Source organism: Kribbella qitaiheensis, assembly GCF_014217565.1.
Lineage (GTDB): Bacteria > Actinomycetota > Actinomycetes > Propionibacteriales > Kribbellaceae > Kribbella > Kribbella qitaiheensis_A.
Genome location: NZ_CP043661.1, coordinates 4,990,257 through 5,011,571, shown reverse-complemented (window position 1 = coordinate 5,011,571; position 21,315 = coordinate 4,990,257). Strand labels below are relative to the sequence as shown.

The 21,315-nt window shown below is 68.2% G+C and carries 12 protein-coding genes and 1 pseudogene; 4 read left to right on the top strand and 9 right to left on the bottom strand.

The features are described 5' to 3' along the window. Positions 1 to 4 precede the first annotated feature (4 nt). The 8 genes and pseudogenes from F1D05_RS23690 to F1D05_RS23660 all read right to left on the bottom strand — a co-directional run bounded on the left by F1D05_RS23690 (position 5) and on the right by F1D05_RS23660 (position 11,097). Positions 5 to 1,174: a DNA polymerase III subunit delta' gene (locus F1D05_RS23690; protein ID WP_185442516.1), complete on the bottom strand. Its 1,170-nt coding sequence runs from the start codon at positions 1,172 to 1,174 to the stop codon at positions 5 to 7. Next, positions 1,171 to 3,165, bottom strand: coding sequence for a dTMP kinase (gene tmk, locus F1D05_RS23685; protein ID WP_185442514.1), 1,995 nt, complete (start codon positions 3,163 to 3,165; stop codon positions 1,171 to 1,173). The genes F1D05_RS23690 and tmk overlap by 4 nt, the downstream gene beginning before the upstream one ends. 79 nt (positions 3,166 to 3,244) lie before the next feature. Beyond that, positions 3,245 to 4,747, bottom strand: coding sequence for a glycoside hydrolase family 2 TIM barrel-domain containing protein (locus tag F1D05_RS42110; RefSeq protein WP_281388731.1), 1,503 nt, complete (start codon positions 4,745 to 4,747; stop codon positions 3,245 to 3,247). 115 nt (positions 4,748 to 4,862) lie between these two features. After that, positions 4,863 to 6,044, bottom strand: a pseudogene (locus tag F1D05_RS42105) (glycoside hydrolase family 2 TIM barrel-domain containing protein); the annotation flags it as partial. 296 nt (positions 6,045 to 6,340) lie between these two features. Further along, positions 6,341 to 6,784 (bottom strand): Fur family transcriptional regulator, encoded by a 444-nt coding sequence (locus tag F1D05_RS23675; protein ID WP_185442513.1) that lies wholly within the window; start codon positions 6,782 to 6,784, stop codon positions 6,341 to 6,343. 16 nt (positions 6,785 to 6,800) lie between these two features. Continuing rightward, entirely contained in the window at positions 6,801 to 9,542 is a 2,742-nt protein-coding gene (gene topA, locus F1D05_RS23670) for a type I DNA topoisomerase (RefSeq protein WP_281388730.1), read from the bottom strand. A gap of 242 nt (positions 9,543 to 9,784) precedes the next feature. Beyond that, a complete protein-coding gene (locus F1D05_RS23665) occupies positions 9,785 to 10,840 on the bottom strand; it encodes an alpha/beta hydrolase family protein (RefSeq protein WP_185442511.1) in 1,056 nt (351 codons plus the stop codon). Then, positions 10,840 to 11,097 (bottom strand): hypothetical protein, encoded by a 258-nt coding sequence (locus tag F1D05_RS23660; RefSeq protein WP_185442509.1) that lies wholly within the window; start codon positions 11,095 to 11,097, stop codon positions 10,840 to 10,842. Before F1D05_RS23660 ends, F1D05_RS23665 begins: the two co-directional genes overlap by 1 nt. Positions 11,098 to 11,261: 164 nt before the next feature. On the opposite strand from F1D05_RS23660, the gene F1D05_RS23655 reads away from it, so the two are divergent. The 4 genes from F1D05_RS23655 to F1D05_RS23640 all read left to right on the top strand — a co-directional run bounded on the left by F1D05_RS23655 (position 11,262) and on the right by F1D05_RS23640 (position 19,873). Next, complete coding sequence (locus F1D05_RS23655) at positions 11,262 to 15,038, top strand: NPCBM/NEW2 domain-containing protein (RefSeq protein WP_185442507.1); 3,777 nt, start codon at positions 11,262 to 11,264, stop codon at positions 15,036 to 15,038. Between the two features lie 279 nt (positions 15,039 to 15,317). Beyond that, positions 15,318 to 16,619: a cytochrome P450 gene (locus tag F1D05_RS23650; protein ID WP_246485910.1), complete on the top strand. Its 1,302-nt coding sequence runs from the start codon at positions 15,318 to 15,320 to the stop codon at positions 16,617 to 16,619. 108 nt (positions 16,620 to 16,727) lie between these two features. Further along, the gene (locus F1D05_RS23645; RefSeq protein ID WP_246485909.1) at positions 16,728 to 18,287 is read left to right on the top strand and encodes a GGDEF domain-containing protein; all 1,560 of its coding nucleotides are present in this window, start codon (positions 16,728 to 16,730) and stop codon (positions 18,285 to 18,287) included. Positions 18,288 to 18,307: 20 nt separating this feature from the next. Further along, on the top strand, positions 18,308 to 19,873 hold the full coding sequence (locus F1D05_RS23640) for a GGDEF domain-containing protein (RefSeq protein WP_246485908.1): 1,566 nt from the start codon (positions 18,308 to 18,310) through the stop codon (positions 19,871 to 19,873). On the opposite strand, the gene F1D05_RS23635 is transcribed toward F1D05_RS23640, so the two are convergent. Then, positions 19,867 to 21,300, bottom strand: coding sequence for a DUF7059 domain-containing protein (locus F1D05_RS23635; protein WP_185442503.1), 1,434 nt, complete (start codon positions 21,298 to 21,300; stop codon positions 19,867 to 19,869). The two genes, F1D05_RS23640 and F1D05_RS23635, sit on opposite strands and share 7 nt — an antisense overlap. Positions 21,301 to 21,315 lie beyond the last annotated feature (15 nt).

Genomic DNA, 21,315 nt, shown 5'->3' with positions numbered 1-21,315 from the left:
CGTCTCATCCCTCGAACAAGGCGATCGTCATCGCCTCCAGCGCCAGCAGCGGCGCCACGTTGCCCTCGATCGCTTCCCGGCAGTGCGCGAGGGCGTCGATCCGGCGAATCGTCTGCTCCGGGCTGGTCCTGGTCGCCAGTTGCTCGATGTTGCGGTGCAGCTCGGCGTTGATCAGCTCGGTGCCGGCGCCGGTCTGGAGCACCAGGACATCGCGGTAGAGCGCCATCAGGTCGACCAGTGACCGGTCGAGCACGTCGCGTTCCCAGCGTTTGGCCCGGGCCTTCTGCTGGTCCTCTAGCTCCTTGATCGCCGCGGCCGCCTCGCGTGGCTTGGCGCCCTTCGTGCCCATCCCGAGCGCCTGCTCGAGCTCGGTCCGCTCGCGCTCGTCCACCTTCGCCGCGCTGACCTTGGATTCGGCCTTGGCGGCGTCGACGAGTTGCTGGGCGCGGTTCAGGCAGGCGCCGATGTCGCGCAGCTCGAATGGAACCTCCAGCACCTTGTTCCGGCGGTCCCGCACCTCCTCGTCCCGGGCCAGCGCCCTGGCCCTGCCGATGTGGCCCTGCGCCGCACGCGCCGCGAACCCGGCCAGCTGGGGCTCGACGCCGGCCTTGATCGTGAGCATCTCGGCGATCGCGGCGACCGGCGGCGTCCGCAGCACGAGCAGGCGGCAGCGGGACCGGATCGTGGGCACGACGTCCTCCACCGTGGGGGCGCACAGCACCCAGACGGTACGGGGCGCGGGCTCCTCGATGCTCTTCAGCAAGGCGTCGGCGGCCTGCTCGGTGAGCCGGTCCGCGTCCTCGATCACCATCACCTGCCAGCCGCCCTGGGTCGGGCTCATCGCGGCCCGGCGGACGAGCTCGCGGATCTCGCTGACCCGGATCGAGAGCAGTTCGGTGCGGATCAGCGACACGTCCGGGTGCGAACCGGCCATCGCCGTACGGCAGACGCTGCACTCGCCACAGCCCTGGTTCAGGCATTGCAGCGCGGCCGCGAAGGCGCGGCCCGCGTTCGACCGGCCGGAGCCTGGCGGCCCGGTGATCAACCAGGCGTGGGTCATGCCGTTCGTCGCCGTCCCGCTCTCGCCCCGCATCCGCGCGGCGGCCCCGTTGACGGCTCGTTTCAGCACCGCGACGGCCGGCTCCTGGCCGACCAGGTCATCCCAAACTGTCATGGCTTCGCCTTCGGCAGGATCGGCAGCAGGCGGGCCTGGATCTGCAGCGCGAGCTGCTCGCGCTCCAGGGACGCGTCGAGGACCAGATAGTGCTGCGGCTCGGCGGCCGCGAGCTCGAGGAAAGCGGCCCGGACCCGCTCGTGGAAGTCGGCCGACTGGGCCTCGATCCGGTCCCGCTCCTCGAACCGGCCGAGGCCGCTCTTCGGCGGCAGGTCCAGCAGGATGGTCAGGTTCGGCCGCAGGTCGTCGGTGGCCCAGCGATTCACCCGCTCGACGTCGGCGAGATCGAGGTCGCGGCCGGAGCCCTGATAGGCCAGCGCGGAATCGACGTACCGGTCGGTGATGACGACGGCGCCGGTCTTCAGGGCGGGCCAGATCACCGCGTCGACGTGCTCGGCCTTGTCCGCGGCGTACAGCAGCGCCTCGGCCCGGTGCGAGATGTCGCCCGTCGCGGGGTCGAGCACGATCTGCCGCAGCGTCTTACCGAGATCGGTGGCGCCGGGCTCGCGGGTGAGCAGGACCTGCTGACCCTGCTCCTCGAGCCACTTCACCAGCAGCGCGGACTGGGTCGACTTGCCTGCGCCCTCGCCGCCTTCCAGCGCGACGAACAGGCCGGTGGTCGGGTAGACGCCAGGGGTCTTGCCGAAGCTGCGGCGCAGATCCCGCCAGAACGGCACGCCGGGGCGGTCGTCCATCTGCCGCCAGGCGATCATCCCGATCACGCCGGCCAGGACGGCAGCGATCAACATGGTCGTAGCGGCACCGTTGTAGCTGATCGAGCGGTCGCCCGGCAGGTTCACCGTGTTGCGGCCGATCGCACCGGCGATGAACGGGGCCACCGCGAGCGTCACCGCGAGCACGGTCCGGACCGCGGACTGGACGAACGCGAAGGTCCGGCCGCGGACGTGGTCGGGCACCTCGAGGCCGAGCAGCGTGTACCCGGAGACCCAGGACGCGCCCGCGCAGAAGCCGAGCACGATCGCGATCATGGTGGCGATCTCGATCTGCTGGATCAGCGCCAGCCCCGCCAGCCCGATCCCCGAACCGACCAGACCGGCCGCGAACAACCTGCGCCTCGACAGCCCGGAGAACAACCGCGGGGCGAACCCCATCCCGAGAGCCAGACCGCCGAAGACGGCCCCGAACAGCACGCCGTAGCCGGGATCGCCCGCGTGCAGGCCCTCGACGTACGTCCGGCCGAGCCCGATCACGACAGCACCGGCCGCGAAGGCGCCGGATATCCCGACCACGAGGCCGCGCACCACCGGAGTACCGGTCACGTACGACCAGCCCTCGACCATCGTGCGCCACAGCGTCGGGTGTTTCTCATGGTCGTGGCTGCCGGAGCGGCCTATCTCGGCGACCGACACGATCGCGAGACCGGAGACCAGGAAGCTGGCGGCGTTCACGTACACGGCCAGGTTGATCGAGAAATTGCCGCCGAGACCACGGGTCACGAGGGTGATCGCGGTGAAGATCGCGGCCGCCGGAAGGGCGGACCCGTACGTCGTGATCAGGCTGAGCTGGTTGGCCGCCTCCAGGCGATGCCTGGGCACCAGGTTCGGCACGCTGGCGTCCTTGGCCGGCCCCCAGATCAGGCTGACGATCTCGATCAGCACGGTCGCGACGAACACCCAGGTCAGCGTGCCCACCAGCGGGATGCTGACGAAGAAGGCCGCCCGGATCAGGTCGCCGACGATCATCGTCGCGCGCCGGTCCAGCCGGTCCGCGACCCAGCCGGCCACCGGCCCCATCACCAGCGCCGGCAGCACCCGCAGGAACAGCACCCCGCCGATCGCGAAGTTCGCCGCCTGGTAGTCGTCACCCGCGAACGCCTTGGCCATCGCGGTCAGCGCCAGCAACCCGATCCAGTCGCCCAGACTCGACAGCCCGAACGCGATCCAGAGCCGCCGGAACGCCCGGATCCGCAACACCGCGCGCAGGTCGTGCGCCGGTGCAGGGTCAGTCAGCGGGTCATACACCTCCGGCACACTCCGAAGCCTATCCGTGCCCCCCGACAACTCTGCCTGATAGGTCCCCGGCGGCGGTGGGTCGCCGCCGGGGAACCGGCTACCGGGTGGTGAAGCGCAGGGAGAGGGACGCCGGGGCGGTGGGGAGTTTGTAGGGGTCGGGGAGGGCTGGGCCGCAGGAGTTCGAGCCGATGCCGGCCTGGGCGAGGTCGAGGGTGACGTAAGTCGTGTCGCCTGCGATCAGATCGGGGGTGTGCTTCGCGTTCTCCAGGTCGGCCGTGGTCCAGTGGCGCACCGTAAGGCCGAACAGGTCGGGGGCCGCTTCGATCCGGAGCGGGCCGACGGTCGCCCAGCGGGTGTCGATCCGGTGGCCGTTCTCCTGGGGACGCACGTACGGGGTCTGTAGCTCGTCCACTGTCGCGGAGTACTTGCCGACTGCGGCTGCCTTGCGGGTGTCGATGTACGCCTCACCCGGTCCGGTACCGAACCACTCGACCTGGTCGACGCGCGGCAGCTCGAAGGTGATCGCCAGTCGCGGGAGGGTCGCCGGGAACTGGCCATCTGGCTGCACGGACAGGTCCAGCGCGACAGCGCCGTCCTGCGTGTGGCTCCAGCGCCAGGTGGCGACCAGACCCCACTGCAGCGCGGGCGGCGCAGTACGGGTGACTACTTCCCAAGCACCGTCCTTCAGGCCTGCGCTCACCAAGCGGTGCTGCACTCGATGCAGTCCTGCTTCCTTCCAAGCGTCAGTAACGCCAGGGATCACGTCGTTGTCGATCGGAGCGCGCCAAACGTCCAATCGGGCGTTCTGCATACCCAGTGAAGCTACTGCGATCCCGTCGACACCAACAGTGACGTCCTCGCTCGCAGCCTCGGCACGCGCGTGCCGTGCCTCGCCAGCCGCACCACCCTCGGCAGTAGCGGCACCCACGTGTCGCGGCGCCACCGGCTGGTCGAGGCGAACCTGACCCCAGGCAACGCGGTGACCGGCGTCGGCCCACGCAGTACCGTCAGCCAGCTCGGCAGTAACCGTCAGCCAGGTCTCGGGCTGGCCGGCTTCGCGCTGGCCGATCACCTCAGCCGGCAGCTTGACCGACGCAGTCTCGCCAGGCGCGATAGCGGCCACCTGCAGCGTGCTTGCGTCGACCCGCTCGCCGCCGACCTCCGTGACGATGCGGAACGTCAGGTGGCTCGTGTCGAGCACCTCGTACCGGTTGGTGATGCTGATCTGACCATCGGCGCCGGCAGTGATCACCAACGGCTCGATCACCTTGGTGTACTCGGTCATGCCGGGCGACGGCGTCCGGTCCGGGAACAGCAGCCCGTCGCAGACGAAGTTGCCGTCGTGGATGCTCTCGCCGAAGTCCCCGCCGTACGCGTAGAACTCCGTGCCGTCGACGGTGGTCCGCAGGCCGTGGTCGATCCACTCCCAGATGAAGCCGCCCTGGCAGCGCGGGTACTTCTCGAACAGCGCGTGGTAGTCGGACAGCCCGCCCGGCCCGTTGCCCATCGCGTGCCCGTACTCGCACAGGATGAACGGCAGCCCCCGGTACGACGAGGTGTCCTCGCCGATCTTCGTGACGTCCTCGGGCGAGGTGTACATCTGCGAATAGATGTCCACGAACTCCGCGTTGGTGTCCCGCTCGTAGTGCACCGGGCCGGGACGGATCGCGGTCGTGCGCCCACTCGTACATCGCGCGCAGGTTCTCGCCCATCCCGCACTCGTTGCCGAGCGACCAGATCACGATGCTCGGGTGGTTCTTGTCCCGCTCGACCATCCGGCTCATCCGGGCCACCAGGTCGTCGCGCCAGCGCGGGTCCATCACCGGATTCGGCAGGTCCGGCGGCTGCGGCTCGTACCCGAACCCGTGCGTCTCCAGGTCGCATTCGTCCACGACGTACAGGCCGTACTGGTCGCACAGGTCGAGGAAGTGCGGGTGCGGCGGGTAGTGGCTGGTCCGTACCGCGTTGATCCCGGCGCGCTTCATCAGCAGTACGTCGTCGAGCATGTCCTGCTCGGTCAGCGCGCGACCGCGGTCGGGGTGGAACTCGTGCCGGTTGACGCCGTTGAAGAGCACGCGGTTGCCGTTGACCGTGAGGACGCCGTCGGCGATCGCGATGGTGCGGAAACCCACCTTGAGGCGTACTTCGCCGCCTCCCGTCCGCACTACTGCGTCGTACAGGCGCGGGCTCTCGGCGCTCCACGGCTCGACCTCGGCGACGGGGGTCTCGAAGCCGGTCGGGAACTCCAGCCCGAGCTCCTCGACGACGACCGTCCCGGGTACGTCGGAGTCGACCTTCACCGTGCCGCTGCCATCGACGTACGAGGCGTGCACGAACACGTCGGTCGGTGCTTCCGGCTTGAGGGCGAGCAGGTTGACCTCGCGGAAGATCCCGGACAGCCACCACATGTCCTGGTCCTCGAGGTAACTGCCCGCCGACCACTGGTGCACCCGGACGACGATCCGCACACTGTTGCCCGGGGCAACCCGGTCCGTCAGGTCGAACTCGGTCGGCAGCCGGCTGCCCGAGGACCAGCCGGCCAGATCGCCGTCGACGTACACCGCGAACCGAGAGTCGACCCCCTCGAACCGCAGCACGATCCGCGACCCGTCCCAGTCGGCCGGCACCTCGGCGGCGCGGGCGTAATCACCGGTCGGGTTCGCGGTCGGCACGAACGGCGGCTCGAGCGGGAACGGGTAGACGACATTCGTGTACGCCGGCTCGCCGTACCCGCTGAGCTGCCAGTGCCCCGGCACGCTGATCGTGTCCCAGGACGAGGTATCCGGGTCCTTCAGGTCGTCCGGCACGTCAGCCACACTCGGCGACAACCGGAAACTCCAGTCACCGGTCAGCGAGATCCGGCCGGAATCATCATCCAGCCAGGCCCGCGCCGGCATCACGTTCGCGCCGGCGGCGAAGTCTTCGACATAGCTGTGGTCATAGGTCACAGCTATCGACCCTACGACCGATCTGTTCACAACTCCACACCGATGAACAGATATGGACAGTCACCTGCTGCGCTCCCCACTCCCCGCGACACAGGCGGACCGCCAGGCCATCAGTGGATGGGCTCCGTCGCCTGGATCTGGCGAAATCACGCTCAGCCGAAACCACGACCTCCCCGCCATCGCAGGTACTGATGGCCTGGCGGTCCGCCGCCATCCGGTACCGCAGGGACGAATCGGGGTACGGGCTAAGTCGAGCAGGCGGCGCAGGTGCCGATCAGCGCGACCTGTTCGGGAGCCAGGCGGAAACCCAGCTCGCGGAGGACCTTGCGGCGGGCTGGGTCGAGGATGTCGCCGGCTACGTCGAGGACTTTGCCGCATTCGCTGCAGCGCAGGTGGAGGTGCCGGGGCGCCAGGTCACCAGCCAGGTGATACGTCGTACCAGCTCGACCCAGGTGAACGTGCGTCACCAACCCGAACTCACCCAATGCATCCAGCGCGCGGTAGACCGTCGCCCGGTGGATGCCCGGCCGGAGCTGCTCGGCTCGTTCGCCGATCTGCTCCGCGCTCAGGTGTTCCTCGGTGTTCGCGAGCACCTCGACGACCGCCAGCCGGGCCGGGGTGACCCGCTCACCGCGCTCGCGGAGCCGCTGCGCGGTGGCGTCGACCGGGTCCTTCGAAACAGTCGCCATGGTTCAGTCTGACCTATCAGGACTTCTCGGCGGCAGCCTTCTTGACGGTCGCCTTCTTCGCGGTCGTCTTCTTGGCGGCGGTCTTCTTGGTCGTCGCCTTCTTGGCCGCTGTCTTCTTGGCGGTCGTCTTCTTCGCAGGCGCCTTCTTCGCGGTCTTCTTCACCGGCCCACGAGCCCGCTTGTCCGCGAGCAGCTCGGCCGCCCGCAGCAGCGAGATGGTGTCGACCGAGTCGTCCTTGCGCAGCGTCGCATTCGTCTCGCCATCGGTGACATAAGGACCGAAGCGGCCCTCCTTCACCACCACCGGCTGACCCGACGCCGGGTCCTCGCCCAGCTCCTTCAGCGGCGGCGCGGCAGCCCGGCGTCCACGCTGCTTCGGCTCGGCGTAGATCTTCAGCGCTTCCTCGAGGGTGATGTCGAACATCTGGTCCTCGGTCTGCAGCGACCGCGAGTCCGTGCCCTTCTTCAGGTACGGACCGTAGCGGCCGTTCTGCGCGGTGATCTCGTCCCCGGACTCCGGGTCCTTACCGACCACCCGCGGCAGCGACAGCAGCCGCAGCGCGTCCGCCAGCGTCACCGTGTCCAGCGTCATCGACGACAGCAGCGACCCGGTCCGCGGTTTGGCGCTCTTCGGCGCGTCCTCGGGCAGCACCTCGGTCACGTACGGACCGAAACGGCCGGCCTTGGCGACGACCTGCAGCCCGCTCTCGGGCGCGACCCCCAGCTCGATCTCGACCCCGGACGGCTGGCTGAGCAGCTCCAGCGCCTTTTCGACAGTCAGTTCGTCCGGCGGCAGATCCTCCGGCACGTTGGCGCGCTGCTCGTCCTTGTCCTCGACATACGGCCCGTACCGGCCGACGCGAACGACGATCCCGCTGTCCTGCGGACCGACCTGGAACGTGGACATCTCCCTGGCATCGATGTCACCCAGATCACTCACCATCGACTGCAGGCCTTCGATGCCTTCCTCGCCGAAGTAGAACCGGCCGAGCACCCCTTCGCGCTGCAGGTTTCCGGCCGCGACTTCGTCGAGCACGTCCTCCATCGAGGCGGTGAACGCGTAGTCGACCAGCCGGGTGAAGTGCTCCTCCAGCAGCCGGACCACGGCGAAGGCCAGCCACGCCGGAACCAGCGCGTTGCCCTTCTTGTACACATACCCGCGGGCCTGGATCGTGCCCAGGATCGACGCGTACGTCGACGGCCGGCCGATCTCGCGGTCTTCCAGTTGCGCGATCAGCGTCGCTTCCGTGAAGCGGGCCGGCGGCTTGGTCTCGTGTCCGGACGCGAGCACCTCGCTCGCCGGCAGCACGTCACCCTGGGACACGTCCGGGATCTGCGTCTCCCGGTCGTCGGTCTCGGCGGACGGGTCGTCAGCACCCTCGACGTACGCCTTCAGGAAGCCGTGGAAGGTGATCACGCGACCCGACGAGGTGAACTCGCAGTTCTCCCCCGACGTGGCCTTCGCGTCGATCTTGATGGACACGCTGTTACCGGCCGCGTCTTTCATCTGGGACGCGATCGTCCGCATCCAGATCAGTTCGTAGAGCCGGTACTCCGCGCCGCTCAGCCCGGTCTGCGCCGGGGTCTGGAACTGCTCACCGGCGGGCCGGATCGCCTCGTGCGCCTCCTGCGCGTTCTTCACCTTGGAGGTGTAGACCCGCGGCTTGTCCGGCAGGTACGACGCGCCGTACAGCTCGCGGACCTGGGACCGGGCCGCGGTGATCGCGGTGTCCGACAGCGTGACGCTGTCGGTACGCATATAGGTGATGTTGCCGTTCTCGTACAGCCGCTGCGCGATCTGCATCGTCTGGGAGGCGGACATGTTCAGCTTGCGCCCGGCCTCCTGCTGCAGCGTGGTGGTCCGGAACGGCGCGTACGGCTTGCGGGTGTACGGCTTGGACTCGATCGACCGGACGGTGAACTGCGAGTCCTGCAGCGCGGCGGCCAGCGCGGTCGCCGTCGACTGGTCCAGGTGAACCGTGTTCTGGCTCTTCAGCTCACCGGTCGAGGCGAAGTCGCGTCCCTGTGCCACGCGCTTGCTGTCCACCGAGACCAGTCGCGACGGGAACAGCCGGGGCGTCTTCCCCTCACCTGCGTCGAGGGTGGCGTCCAGGTCCCAGTAGGAAGCGCTGCGGAACGCGATCCGCTCCCGCTCGCGGTCGACCACCATCCGGATCGCGACCGACTGCACCCGGCCCGCCGACAGCTTCGGCATGACCTTCTTCCACAGCACCGGGCTGACCTCGTAGCCGTACAGCCGGTCCAGGATGCGCCGGGCCTCCTGGGCGTCGACCAGCGCGTCGTTGATGCTCCGCGCGCTGCCGACCGCGTCCTGGATCGCCTTCGGGGTGATCTCGTGGAAGACCATCCGCTTGACCGGGATCTTCGGCTTCAGCTCGTCCAGCAGGTGCCACGCGATGGCCTCGCCCTCGCGGTCCTCATCTGTGGCCAGGTAGAGCTCGTCGGCGTCCTTGAGCAGGTCCTTCAGCTTGCGGATCTGCTGCTTCTTGTCCGCCGGTACGACGTACAGCGGGTCGAAGTGGTCCTCGATGTTGACCCCGAGGCGCGCCCAGGGCAGGCCCTTGTACTTCGCCGGGATCTCGTCGGCGCCCTTCGGCAGGTCGCGGATGTGGCCGAAACTGGACTCCACCACGTACCCGGCGCCCAAAAAGCCGGCGATCATCCGCGCCTTTTTCGGCGACTCGACGATCACCAGACGACGACTGGTTGCTGCCTTGGTACCGGATACCCCTGCCACTGCGCTCCTAGCTCTTGCCACTCAGCTGTTGCCTCAACGCCTACGGTCGGACCACTGTTCCCCGGAGCAACTCCGCCGACCCGTTCGAGGACAGAGTACGGCCGAAGGCAACGCATTTCTCAACGCACGGTAACCGCTCGGGGCGTCGCCACCCTCATCAGCGTTCCAGAAAGTGGCCAAAAACCCACGGCCACCGCGCGTCGTACGAGACCCAGGGCACACTCAGCGGACGAACTCCGCCGCTATCTCAGTGGGCGAATATCTGAGTGGGCGAACTCGACCTCGGGGTACTTCGGGGACTGCTTGCGCAGGAGGGTTTGCGGGCGGTGCGTCAGGAACTGATCGAAGAACGCGACCAGGTACGCCCGTTGCGCGGCGACGCTGCGGTCCGGGGCGACGGTGCCGACGCGGAGCTCGATCGAGTCGTCGACGATCGAGCCCTCGCCGAAGATCTTCGGCAGCAGCTGCGGGTAGACGAGCTGGTAATCGGAGAAGGACTGGTGCAGCGAGCCGGGGAGCTGCAGGTTGAGCTTCCAGCCCTGCTGCGCCTGCCAGAAGGAGGCCCACGACTTGTCGTAGTACGCCGACTTCGGATCCGTCCGCTGGCTGGTGTCCGATCCGAACAGCAGGAACGGCCGGTTCAGCCCCTGCTTCGCGACCTTGCCCAGCGGTCCGTTGTCGAAGTCGTACTGCAGCATCCCGTCGAGATCTGCGCCGGCCTCGATCCGGGGATCCTCGAGCATCGCGTTGGCGGTCGTGAACCCACCGGCGGAGAAACCGAACATGCCGATCTTGTGCAGGTCGAGCGACGTCCGCAGGCCGAACGGCAGGGCGCGTCCCTCCGCGTCCGGGTTGACGCCGTACGAAAGCAGCGTGAGCTGGTCGAGTACGAAGCGGGTGTCGGCCGTCCTGGTCGCGATCGCCCGCTGGTACGTCGGTCCGTCGGGCTCGTCCTCGAGTCCGGGGACGAAGCGGCCGCCGGGGAAGGTCACCGGGCCTTCGTGGGTGTGGTCGATCGTCACGACGACGTACCCGTGGCCGGCGAGCTCCTCGACCTGGACCGTGTTCAGCAGCCGGCTGAACGGGTAGCCGGGAGAGAACAGTACGACCGCGTGCTTGCCGCGCTGGACGGGAACGCCGACCTGGCCGTGGGTCTTGCTGTTCGCGTAGTCGAAGGTGCCCTCGGGCAGCCCGGCCCAGACCCAGGGCGCCTGGACGGCGTCCGCAGTCTTGGACGGCATGTACTTCGCTACCGGCCCGTCACTCCCGGTACGAGCCGGGTACCAGACGCTCACCATCAGTTCGCGCTTGCCGCCGGGTCCGTCCGGGCTTTGTCGACCAGGTGTAGCTCGGTCGTACCGACGCGGTACCGGCCGGTCGGCTCCGGCAGCTTCAGCTTGGCCGGCTTGACGTGCGGTTCGTCCGCCGCCAGCGGCCGCCCCGGCTCGGCCTCGCGGGGTGCCGCCTGGGCAAGCGCGGGAACGGACAGGAGCGCGCCGGCCGCCAGCCCCGCGACCAGGGCCCGACGGCGACTGAAAACTTGATTGTTCGCCATGCGAATCATCGTGACCGGGACGGCCCCGGCGCGGGTCCACCGTCCGATGGAGACCTCGTCTCAACTTCGTGACAGCTCCGGCGAGTGGCGACCTAGTGACAACGGCTGTGCGGTGAGCTAAAAATAGCGCAATCCTGTTCATAGTTGCGTGAAGTGAGGCACTCGTGAGCATCTTTGCCCGCCTTAAACGTTCATCACTATCAGTTAAACGTTCAGCACTCCTGACCGGCACCTCAGTAGCTCTGGTCGCGGGTGCCCTGGTCGCCGGTGGCGCCTCACCGGCGACGGCCCAGCCCACCGCTGGAGACACCTCCCTCGGCGCGGTGACCGGCTTCACCGCCGACGCCTCGACGTACACGCTGAGCGCCGGCGCCGCCAAGGTCCGGGTGGTGTTCCTGAAGGACGACGTGTTCCGGATCTGGCTCGCGCCGGACGGGACCTTCACCGATCCCGCGAACACTCCACCGACCGACCCGGGCGCCCCGGCCTCGAACATCGTCGCCAAGACCGACTACGGCAAGCCGAAGACCGACTGGCGTGACCGTGGCAGCTACTACTCGCTGACGACCGGCGCGATCGAAGTACGGGCGAACAAGTCGCCGCTGCGCTTCTCGCTGTACCGGTCAAACGGTCAGCTCGTCTGGGCCGAGACGGCCCCGCTGTCCTGGAACGACACGTCGACGACCCAGTCGCTCGGTCGTGGCGCCAGTGAGCAGTTCTTCGGCGGCGGCATGCAGAACGGCCGGTTCTCCCACCGCGACCAGACCATCACGGTCGCCAAGGACTTCAACTGGGAGGACGGCGGCAACCCGAACGCCTCGCCGTACTACATGAGCACTGCGGGCTACGGCGTACTCCGGAACACCTTCACGCCAGGTAGCTACAGCTTCACCGACCCCGTCGTCACCAAACACGACGAGAAGCGGTTCGACGCGTACTACTTCGTCGGCGACCTCAAGACCTCGCTGGACCGCTACACCGAGCTCACCGGCCGGCCGTTCATGCCACCGATCTACGGCCTCGAGTACGGCGACTCCGACTGCTACAACCGTGGTCACTACGGGACCGACCCCGACTCCAGCAACGACTGGAAGGTCAACCCGGAGAAGGTCACCACGTTGGACGCGGTGAAGGTGGCCCAGAAGTTCCGGGACAACGACATGCCTGGCGGCTGGATGCTGGTCAACGACGACTACGGCTGCGGCTACTCCGCCAACACGGACTCCGAGCAGGTCGACGGCACCTGGTGGGGCAAGCGGGACATCCCCGCGCTCAAGCAGACCGGCGACGAGCTGCGCAAGCGGAACATTCAGATGGGCCTGTGGACGCAGTCGTCGCTCGACAGGCAGCCTGCTGAGGTAGGCGATGCTGGAGTGCGAGTACGCAAGCTGGACGTCGCCTGGGTCGGACCGGGCTACCGGTACGCGCTGAGCGCCTGCGACACCGCACACGACGGCATCGAGCAGTACAGCAACGCCCGTGGCTACGCCTGGATGGTGGAAGGCTGGGCCGGCGCGCAGCGATGCGCGGTGCAGTGGACCGGCGACCACAGCGGTTCGCTGGACGCGATCAAGTGGCAGATCCCCGCCATCACCGGCTCCGGCAACTCCGGGATCGCTTACAGCGCTGGTGATGTGGACGGCATCTTCGGTGGTTCGCCGACCAGCTACACGCGCGACCTGCAGTGGAAGGTGTTCAACCCGGCCTTCATGACGATGTCCGGCTGGGCCACCCCGGCGTTCAAGCAGCCGTGGACGTACGGCGAGCCCTTCACCTCGATCAACCGCAAGTACCTCAAGCTGCGCGAGCGCCTGCTGCCGTACTTCTACTCGTACGCCGCCGAGGCCCACCGCACCGGTGCGCCGCTGAACCGCTCGCTGGTGCTGGAGTACCCGAACGACCCGAACACCTGGGGCGACGCCGCGAAGTACGAATTCCTTGCCGGCAAGGAGTTCCTGGTCGCTCCGAGCTGGAGCGCTGACGAAGTGAAGAGCGGCATCTACCTGCCCAAGGGCAACTGGGTCGACTACTGGACCGGCAAGGTCTACCAGGGCCCGACCACGGTGAACGGCTACCACGCACCGCTGGACACCCTGCCGCTGTTCGTCAAGGCCGGTGCGATCGTCCCGATGTGGAAGAACGGCATCAACTCGGCTGCCGAGCAGGGCTTCGGCGATCGGCTCACTGTCGACATCTACCCGCAGGGCAAGTCGTCGTTCTCCCTGTACGAGGACGACCGGGTCACTCGCGACTACAAGCAGGCCAAGTCGGCCATGCAGCAGTTGGAGGTCACCGCACCCACAGCCGCTCGAGGCGACGTCACCGTCAAGATCGGCGAGAGCAAGGGCACGTACGCCGCGAAGCCGGCCACCCGCCCGTACGAGCTGACCGTGCACACCGGTACTGCGCCTCGCGACGTCACCGTGGACGACAAGAAGCTCACCAAGGTGGTCAGCAAGAACGCGTACCTCGCGGCCTCGACCGGCTGGTACTACGAGAACGGCGTGGTGCTGGTGAAGACCGCCTCGATCTCAACGGCACGTGCCGCCACGGTCCGCCTCGCCGGAACCACCTCGGTCGGTGGCGGCAAGACCGTCTCGGACACCTTCGGAACTCCGGAGCTCGCCACTCCCTCGCTGTGGAACGCACCTGGTCAGGCGACCGAGGTGACCGCCACCTTCCACAATGGCGGTACGACGACGATGCGCGACGTACGGCTTGCGCTGAATCTCCCCGACGGCTGGACCTCCACCGGTTCGAACACCTTTGCCAAGGTCGATCCGGGCACCACCGTCACCACCAAGCTTCAGGTGACTCCCGGCACTGATGTGAAGCCGGCAAGCTTCACGTTGCGAGTGGACGCGTCGTACAAGGTGGACGACAACTCCTATACGAACAGTGCGGTGGCAACGGCACAGTTGCCGTACGCGTCGTTGTCCCAAGCAGCGACCGTGGTCGGCGTGAGTGACGCGACGACCTATGCCAAGGGCAACTTCGACGGCTCGGGCGACAGCTTCAACGGCGAAGCACTCGCAGCAGCCGGCTACACACCCGGCGCGACGGTCGCAGTCCAAGGCGCCCAGTTCACCTGGCCTACCGGCGCACCCGGTACGCCGAACGTGGTGAAGGACCAGGCTGCACCGATCCTGGTGTCCGGCACCGGTTCCCACCTCGCCCTGCTCGGGGCCGGAGCCAGTCTGAACGCCAAAGGCAGTGTCACTGTCATCTATACCGACGGGACCGAGTCTGCGTCCGCGCTACAACTGCCGAACTGGTGCTGTCAGGACCCGACCACCGGCGGCGCCGCTCTGGCCGTCTCGGTCAAGGGCCGCTACACACCGGCCGGTCTGGGCAACACCACCACGGACTACCGGGTCTTCTACACCGCGGTACCGCTGACTCCCGGCAAGACCGTGAAGGCGATCAAGCTGCCCGGCGGTGGACTCGGGTTCTTCGCGGCCACCATCGCCGACAAGCCCTTGCCGCCGGCACCGACCGGTCAGCCCTGGGTCAGCGACCTGGAGTTCACCGACTCGGCCAACGGCTGGGGACCGGTCGAACGGGACAAGAGCAACGGCGAGGACGCGGCTGGTGACGGCGGGCCGATCACGCTCGACGGCACGCAGTACGCCAAGGGCCTCGGCACGCACGCGCCGTCCTCGGTGAGTGTCCGGCTCGGTGGCAACTGCACGACCTTCACCGCCAAGGTGGGAGTCGACGACGAGATGGAGGATCGTGGCAAAGTGAGCTTCAAGGTCGCCGTCGACGGCGTGACGAAGTACACATCGGAGCTCCTCACCGGAACGTCGCCAACGGCCGGTGTCTCGGTCGACACCACCGGTGGCCAGACCCTGACCCTTCAGGTGACCGACGCCGGCGACGGCGTCACCAGTGATCACGCCGACTGGGCGGACGCGAAGCTAGCCTGCAAGAACCCCTGACGCATCCGACTTTCGGCTGGAATTGCCCTGAGGTGCCCCGGAGCCCACCTGTTCGCCGTCCCAGGGGACGGTACAGGTGGGTTCCGGTGGTATCCCGGCCCTCGGGCATGACAAGGTCTGACTGGCACGACGGCAGAACCATGGCCCCCTCCCATGGTGGTGCCAGCGCCACCGCGCTAGTAGTGCCAACACCATCAGATCCGGTCCGCGGAACAGCTAACTTCGGGATGTACCGAAAAGCCGTCGGGGGCAGCACGTCAGAGAGGGCGCGTGGGAGTCATGGTTGCGACATACCTGAAGAGATGGGTCGGCAGCCGGGTACTGAGCAGAACCACCCGCAAGGGTGGTCTCAACCTGTCCAAGATGCGGGTGTTCCCGCGCCAGGTCTCGATGCCGTTGCGGCGCAGCGGCCTGGACCCGGTACCGGAGCTCGGCCAGATCCGTGAGGTCGAGCCGGTCCACAAACTGGCCAACCTGTTCGGGCTGAACGTCTGGATGGTCACCGGCCATGCCGAGGCGAAGGTCGTGCTGGCCGACAGCGAGAACTTCAGCAACGACATCCGGCCGATGATCGGCTCGGACCCGAACAAACCGTCCGAGGGGATCGGCGGCCTGGGCTTCACCGATCCGCCGGACCACACCCGGTTGCGCAAATTGCTCACCCCGGAGTTCACCAAGCGCCGGCTGGCCCGGCTGGAGCCGATGATCGAGAAGATCGTCAACGACCAGCTCGACCTGATGGAGGCCAAGGGCCCCGTCGTCGACGTGGTGGCCGACTTCGCCTTCAACGTGCCGTTCCTGCTGATCGCCGACCTGCTCGGGGTCGAGGAGTCCGATCGCGACCGGTTCCGCGCACTCGGCCCGGCCCGGTTCGACCTGTCCGGTGGCGGGATCGGGGTCTTCGGTTCGGCCAGCGAGTCCCGCGAGTTCCTCTTCGAGATCGTCCGCAAGCAGCGCAAGGAGCCGGGTGACGGCCTGATCGGCTCGATCATCCGCGAGCACGGCGACACGATCGACGACATCGAGCTCGGTGGGCTCGCCGACGGCGTGTTCCTGGGCGGCTACGAGACGTCGGCCAGCATGCTGGCGCTCGGCACCCTGGTGCTGCTGCGCGACCCGGAGAACTTCGCCCGGATCCGGACCGATCCGACCGCCGTCGACGCGATCGTCGAGGAGTTGCTGCGCTACCTGACCGTGGTCCAGGTGGCCTTCCCCCGGTTCGCCAAGCACGACCAGGAACTGTTCGGTCACCAGGTCAAGAAGGGTGATCTGGTCGCGGTGTCGCTGTCCGGCGCCGACCGGGACAAGACCGTCTTCGGCCTCGACGCGGAGGACTTCTGGCCGCAACGCGCCCCTGCCGCACACCTCGCCTTCGGGCACGGCATGCACCGCTGCGTCGGTGCGGAGCTGGCCCGGATGGAGCTGCGCGCGGCCTTCACCGCATTGGCCCACCGGTTCCCCGACCTGTCGCTGGCGGTATCGGAGGAGCAGTTGCGGTTCCGTGACTTCTCCATCGTCTACGGCGTCGAGTCGCTGCCCGTCCAGCTGCACGCCGTGGAGTCCCAGCAGGTTGCAGGTTGACCCCTGCGCTTGTCGCCGCAGCGACAAGACAGTGACAGCGAGCCTCGACGCGGACACAATGGGCGGTCCGACCCGAACAAACGGGTGACCTGCGAGGGGACTGGCTAGATGGTGATGGGCGGTGGCCGGCTGACGGAACGGATCGCCGCCGCCATGACGCTGGCACAGTCCGGCGGCCACGTGACCGCCGCTGCCGAGCTTCGGGTCATCCGCGCCGAGCTCGGCAGCGAGCCCTGCAGCGAGCTCGCCCTCGCCGAGTACGTCCGCGGCGTCACCGCTCACCACGCCAGCGATGCCGACGAGGCCCTGGCCGCGGTGAACGCCTGCCTGGCTGTCGGGCGGGCGATCGACGAGCCGGGCTGGGAAGCGAACGCGCTGCCCATCCGGATCATCACCTTGGCCCGAAGTGGCCGCGGCGGTGACACAGTCAACGACCTGGTCACCGCTGAGCACGCTCTGAGCCGGACCACCGACGCTGGGCTGGCGGCCTGGGCCCATACCGGCATCGGGTACGCGTACGACGTACTGCGGATGTTCGAGCTGTGTGTGCCGCACTACGAGATCGCGGCCTCGTCGGAGGCGGCCGTGCTCGACCTTGCCGAGGTCCCGGCGATCGACCGGCTGAACCTCTCGGAGACCCACTTGCGCTGGGCACACGAGCTCGAGCGGCTCGGCGATCCGGCGTACGAGGGAGAGATCCGGGAGCGGCTGGCGTCGGCCGAGCACTGGGCGATGGAAGCCGAGCAGGTGATCGTCGACGACGAGAGCCAGGAGTACTGGCGGCTCAGCGCCCGGCTCTGGCTTGCCGCCGCCCGCACCTTCGCCGATCCGGCCCGCGCTGTTGCGGACCTGGAGGACTGCCGCGACGAGATCAGCAAGCTCGGCGAGACCGAGAGGCTGGCGATCGCCGGCGCCTACCTGGCCAGGGGATTGGCCGCGCAGGGCAGGATCGAGGCCGCGAACGCAGCAGCCGATCGGGCCCTGGATGACCTGATTCCGTTGGCGGATCCGGCCACGGTGATGCTGGTACTGCAGACCAGGTCGGAGCTCGCGGCCCGCAGCGACGAGTTCGGAGCCGTTGCAGGCTTGGCGTATGCGCGCTCGGTGGCCCGGGGGTGGTGGAAGGAACGCCGGCGCGCGCTGAACGCGGTACGACATGCTCTGGAGACGCATGATCTGTCGGCACGACACAATGCCGAATGGCATGCCGCCCGGCACGACGCGTTGACCGGCATCGGGAACCGGCGAGCCCTGGACGAGCGGCTCATCGAGGCCCGGGATTCGCAGCGGGCAGTGACATTGCTCGCCATCGATGTGGACGACCTGAAGGTTGTCAACGACACCCATGGGCACGCTTGCGGTGACGAACTGCTGCAGGTTGTTGCAGCTCTCCTGGTAGAACAGGCACGTGCCACCGATGCCGTGATTCGATCGGGAGGGGACGAGTTCTTCGTAGTACTGGACCAGCCGGACGCGAAGGGTGGTGCTCAGCTCGCCCAGCGGATCCGGACGGCGGTAGCGGTCGTCGCGGCAACGACGCCGAAATCGTGGCTCAGCCGACTGAGCCTGAGCATCGGGTCCGCCGCGACCGCCGAAGGAGTCGCGGTGGAACTACTGATCCCGATGGCGGACAGCCGGTTGTACGAGGACAAGCGCCGCGCGCGGTGAGCGCGGCAAGGGGAGGTGGCGTGCGCGAGACGTCGGGGGTGACCGCCCGGATCGCAGCGGCGATGACGCGCGCCCAGTCGGGCCACCCGGCCGAGGCCGCGGCGGACATCCGCCGGCTGCTGGGCGAGCTCGGCCCCGAGCCGTCGCACGAACGCGCCGCCGCGGAGTACGTCCGGGCCGTCGCCGCTCACCACGGCAATGACGCCGAGGAGGCGCTGGACGCCGTCGACGGCTGCATCCGGGTGTCGCGGGCGATCGACGAGCCAGGCTGGGAGGCGAACGCACTCGCGCTGCGGATCGTCACCCTGATCCGCACGGGTGAGGGCGGCGACTCGGTCGCCGACCTGGTCGCAGCCGAGAACGCGCTCTCCAACACCAGGGACAGCGGGCTGGCCGGCTGGGCCCACACGGGTCTGGGGTACGCGTACGACCTGCTGCGGTTGTTCGAGCTGTGCATCCCCCACTTCGAGCTCGCCGCCGAGGCCGACTCGGATCCGCTCGGGCTGCCGGAGTCCCCCGCGATCAACCGGCTCAACCTGGCCGAGTCGAACCTGCGCTGGGCCCACGAGATGGAGCGGCTCGGCGATCCGGCGTACGACGAGGAGATCCTGCGGCGGCACCAGGAGGCCAGGCGCTGGGCGGGTGAGGCGATCGAGGTGATCGTCCGGGCCGACCTGATCGGGTACTGGCCGATGACCGGGCGGATGTGGCTGGCCGCCTGCGACCGGGACACCGACCCGGCCGGCGCGGCCGTGATCCTGCGCGATTGCCGCGATCAACTGGCCAAGCTCGGTTCGATGGAGCTGGCCGCGATCGCCGGCGCCTACCTGGCCAAGGCCTACGCGGCGCTCGGCCGGCTCGACGATGCGCTGGAAGCCGCCGATCGGGCCGGCACCGACCTCCCGCCGACCTCCGATCCGCCGGTCGAGGCGCTGGTCCGGCACACCGCCGTACAGATCGTCGCGGGCACGGGAGACACGGGCGCGGCGGCAGGTCTGCAGTACGCGCGGGCGATCACGCGCGGCTGGTGGGCCGAGCGACTCCGCGGCCTGTACGCCGTCCGCAGCGCCCTCGCGAACCACGAACTCTCGATCCGGCACGACGCCGAGTGGCGATCCGCTCGGGAAGATCCGTTGACCGGCGTCGGCAACCGGCGAGCGCTCGACGAACGGATGTCGCTGGCCACCGCCTCCGGTCGCTCGGTCGCGGTGATCGCGATCGACGTGGACAACCTCAAGGTGGTCAACGACAGCCACGGCCATGCCTGTGGCGACGAAGTACTCCGTCTGGTCGCGCAGCTCCTGACCGAACAATGCAGGGCCGAGGACATCGTGGCCCGGGCAGGTGGCGACGAGTTCGTCGTCGTGCTCGACAATCCTGACGACCGCGGCGCTCGCGAGCTGGTCGAGCGGATCAAGGCCGCCGCCGAACGGGTGGCCGGTACCGCCGACGAGCCGTGGTTCATGATGCTGCGGCTCAGCATCGGCCACGCCGCCAGCACCGATGGCACGCCGGTCACCGACCTCCTCACCGAAGCGGACACCCGCATGTACGCCGAGAAGCGCCGCCGCCGATCGCGTCAGTAGTCGAGAAAGCCTTCCAGTACAAGGTTTCTGACCTTCGGCAGATACTCGGCATGCAGGTCGTCGCGCTCCAGCAGGCTCCCCAGCGCGTCCAGGATCTGGCCGACACTGAGGTCACCATCACAGGCTCCGACGAACCCGGCCAGGACCGTGTCGGCCTGCTCGGCCCTGCGCATTCCGCGTTGCCGCCGGAGCACGATCGTCGCCGGATCCTCCGCACCTGGCTGCCCGGCCGTCTCCTGGACCACGTCGTCGGCAACCACCAGATGCAGGCTGGTCAGCTCGGCCGGTAGCCCCTCGCGACGCTCGAACCGGTCGAGCACGAACGGCCCGATCGGCTGCTCGATCTCGTACGGCCATTCCTCCGCGTCGAGGCTGCCCGGGAGGTTCCGCAGATTGATCCACCCCATCCCGATCGCCTCGACCTGCTGCTCGTCGAGCCAGCGCAGCCAGGCGTCGTACCGGCTCGTGTACTCCGGCCGGCCGTGCAGCCCCGCGTCCCGCAACCACAACTCCACGTACTCCGCGGGGTCCAACTGCTCGCGTTGAACCGCCCATGCCGCGCGATCCCCAGTCCACCCAGCGATCCGCTCTCGCCAGTCCTCGCCCTTGATGCAGGTCCAGTTGGCAAGGAGCTGGCACCAGCCGCCTTCGGTCAGCTGCCCGGGCGCCTGCCGGACGAGCTGCTCGACCACCGCATCCCCTGCGAACCCCGTCTCCCGATAGGTGAGCCGCCCGTCGCTCGGCGGCGCGATCACGTACGGCGGGTTGCTGACGATCAGGTCGAATCGTTCGCCCGCGACCGGTTCGTAGAGACTGCCTTCGCGCACGTCGAGGTCGATACCGTTCAGCGCGGCCGTCCAGCGGGTCAGCCGGAGCGCGCGTGGATTCACGTCGGTGGCGACGATGTGATCGACCCGATCGCTCAGATGCAAGGCCTGGATACCGCACCCGGTACCGACATCGAGCGCCTTCCCGGCCTTGATCGGAACAGTCAGGTTGACCAGACTCAGACTCGCTGGTGCGATGCCGAGCACGTAGTCGGAACGCATCGGCTCGCGCCGGCCGTCCAGCCCTGGCATCAGATCGGCAACCACCCACCACTGCCGCTCAGCACCGGCATGAGGCCGAATATCAACGGCCGCCACCACGTCGCCGCCTCGCTCCACAATGATGCCCAAGGCAAGCAATTCCTGATACGTCTGCGGAAACGCCTTGCGGACAGTCTCTGCCGACACCGTGCGCTGCAACAAGAAGAGCCTGATCATCGCGTCGATCGGCTCGCCCGCCGCCGTCTCGCGGTAGGCAAGCGTCGTCTCGTTCCGTCCGAGCGCACCACTGGCCAGGCCACTCAACCGCTCGGCAACGCCTTCGACCGTGTAGCCGGCAACGTCGAACTCAGCACGCAACTGCTCCGCTATCGCATCCACTCCCGCATCCTCCCA

What these genes read in the sequence shown, in the direction of transcription:
- F1D05_RS23690 (WP_185442516.1), bottom strand. Translation starts at nt 1,174, where the DNA reads ATGACAGTTTGGGATGACCTGGTCGGCCAGGAGCCGGCCGTCGCGGTG.
- F1D05_RS42110 (WP_281388731.1), bottom strand. Translation starts at nt 4,747, where the DNA reads ATGTACACCTCGCCCGAGGACGTCACGAAGATCGGCGAGGACACCTCG.
- F1D05_RS23675 (WP_185442513.1), bottom strand. Translation starts at nt 6,784, where the DNA reads ATGGCGACTGTTTCGAAGGACCCGGTCGACGCCACCGCGCAGCGGCTC.
- F1D05_RS23665 (WP_185442511.1), bottom strand. Translation starts at nt 10,840, where the DNA reads ATGGTGAGCGTCTGGTACCCGGCTCGTACCGGGAGTGACGGGCCGGTA.
- F1D05_RS23660 (WP_185442509.1), bottom strand. Translation starts at nt 11,097, where the DNA reads ATGGCGAACAATCAAGTTTTCAGTCGCCGTCGGGCCCTGGTCGCGGGG.
- F1D05_RS23650 (WP_246485910.1), top strand. Translation starts at nt 15,318, where the DNA reads ATGGTTGCGACATACCTGAAGAGATGGGTCGGCAGCCGGGTACTGAGC.
- F1D05_RS23645 (WP_246485909.1), top strand. Translation starts at nt 16,728, where the DNA reads ATGGTGATGGGCGGTGGCCGGCTGACGGAACGGATCGCCGCCGCCATG.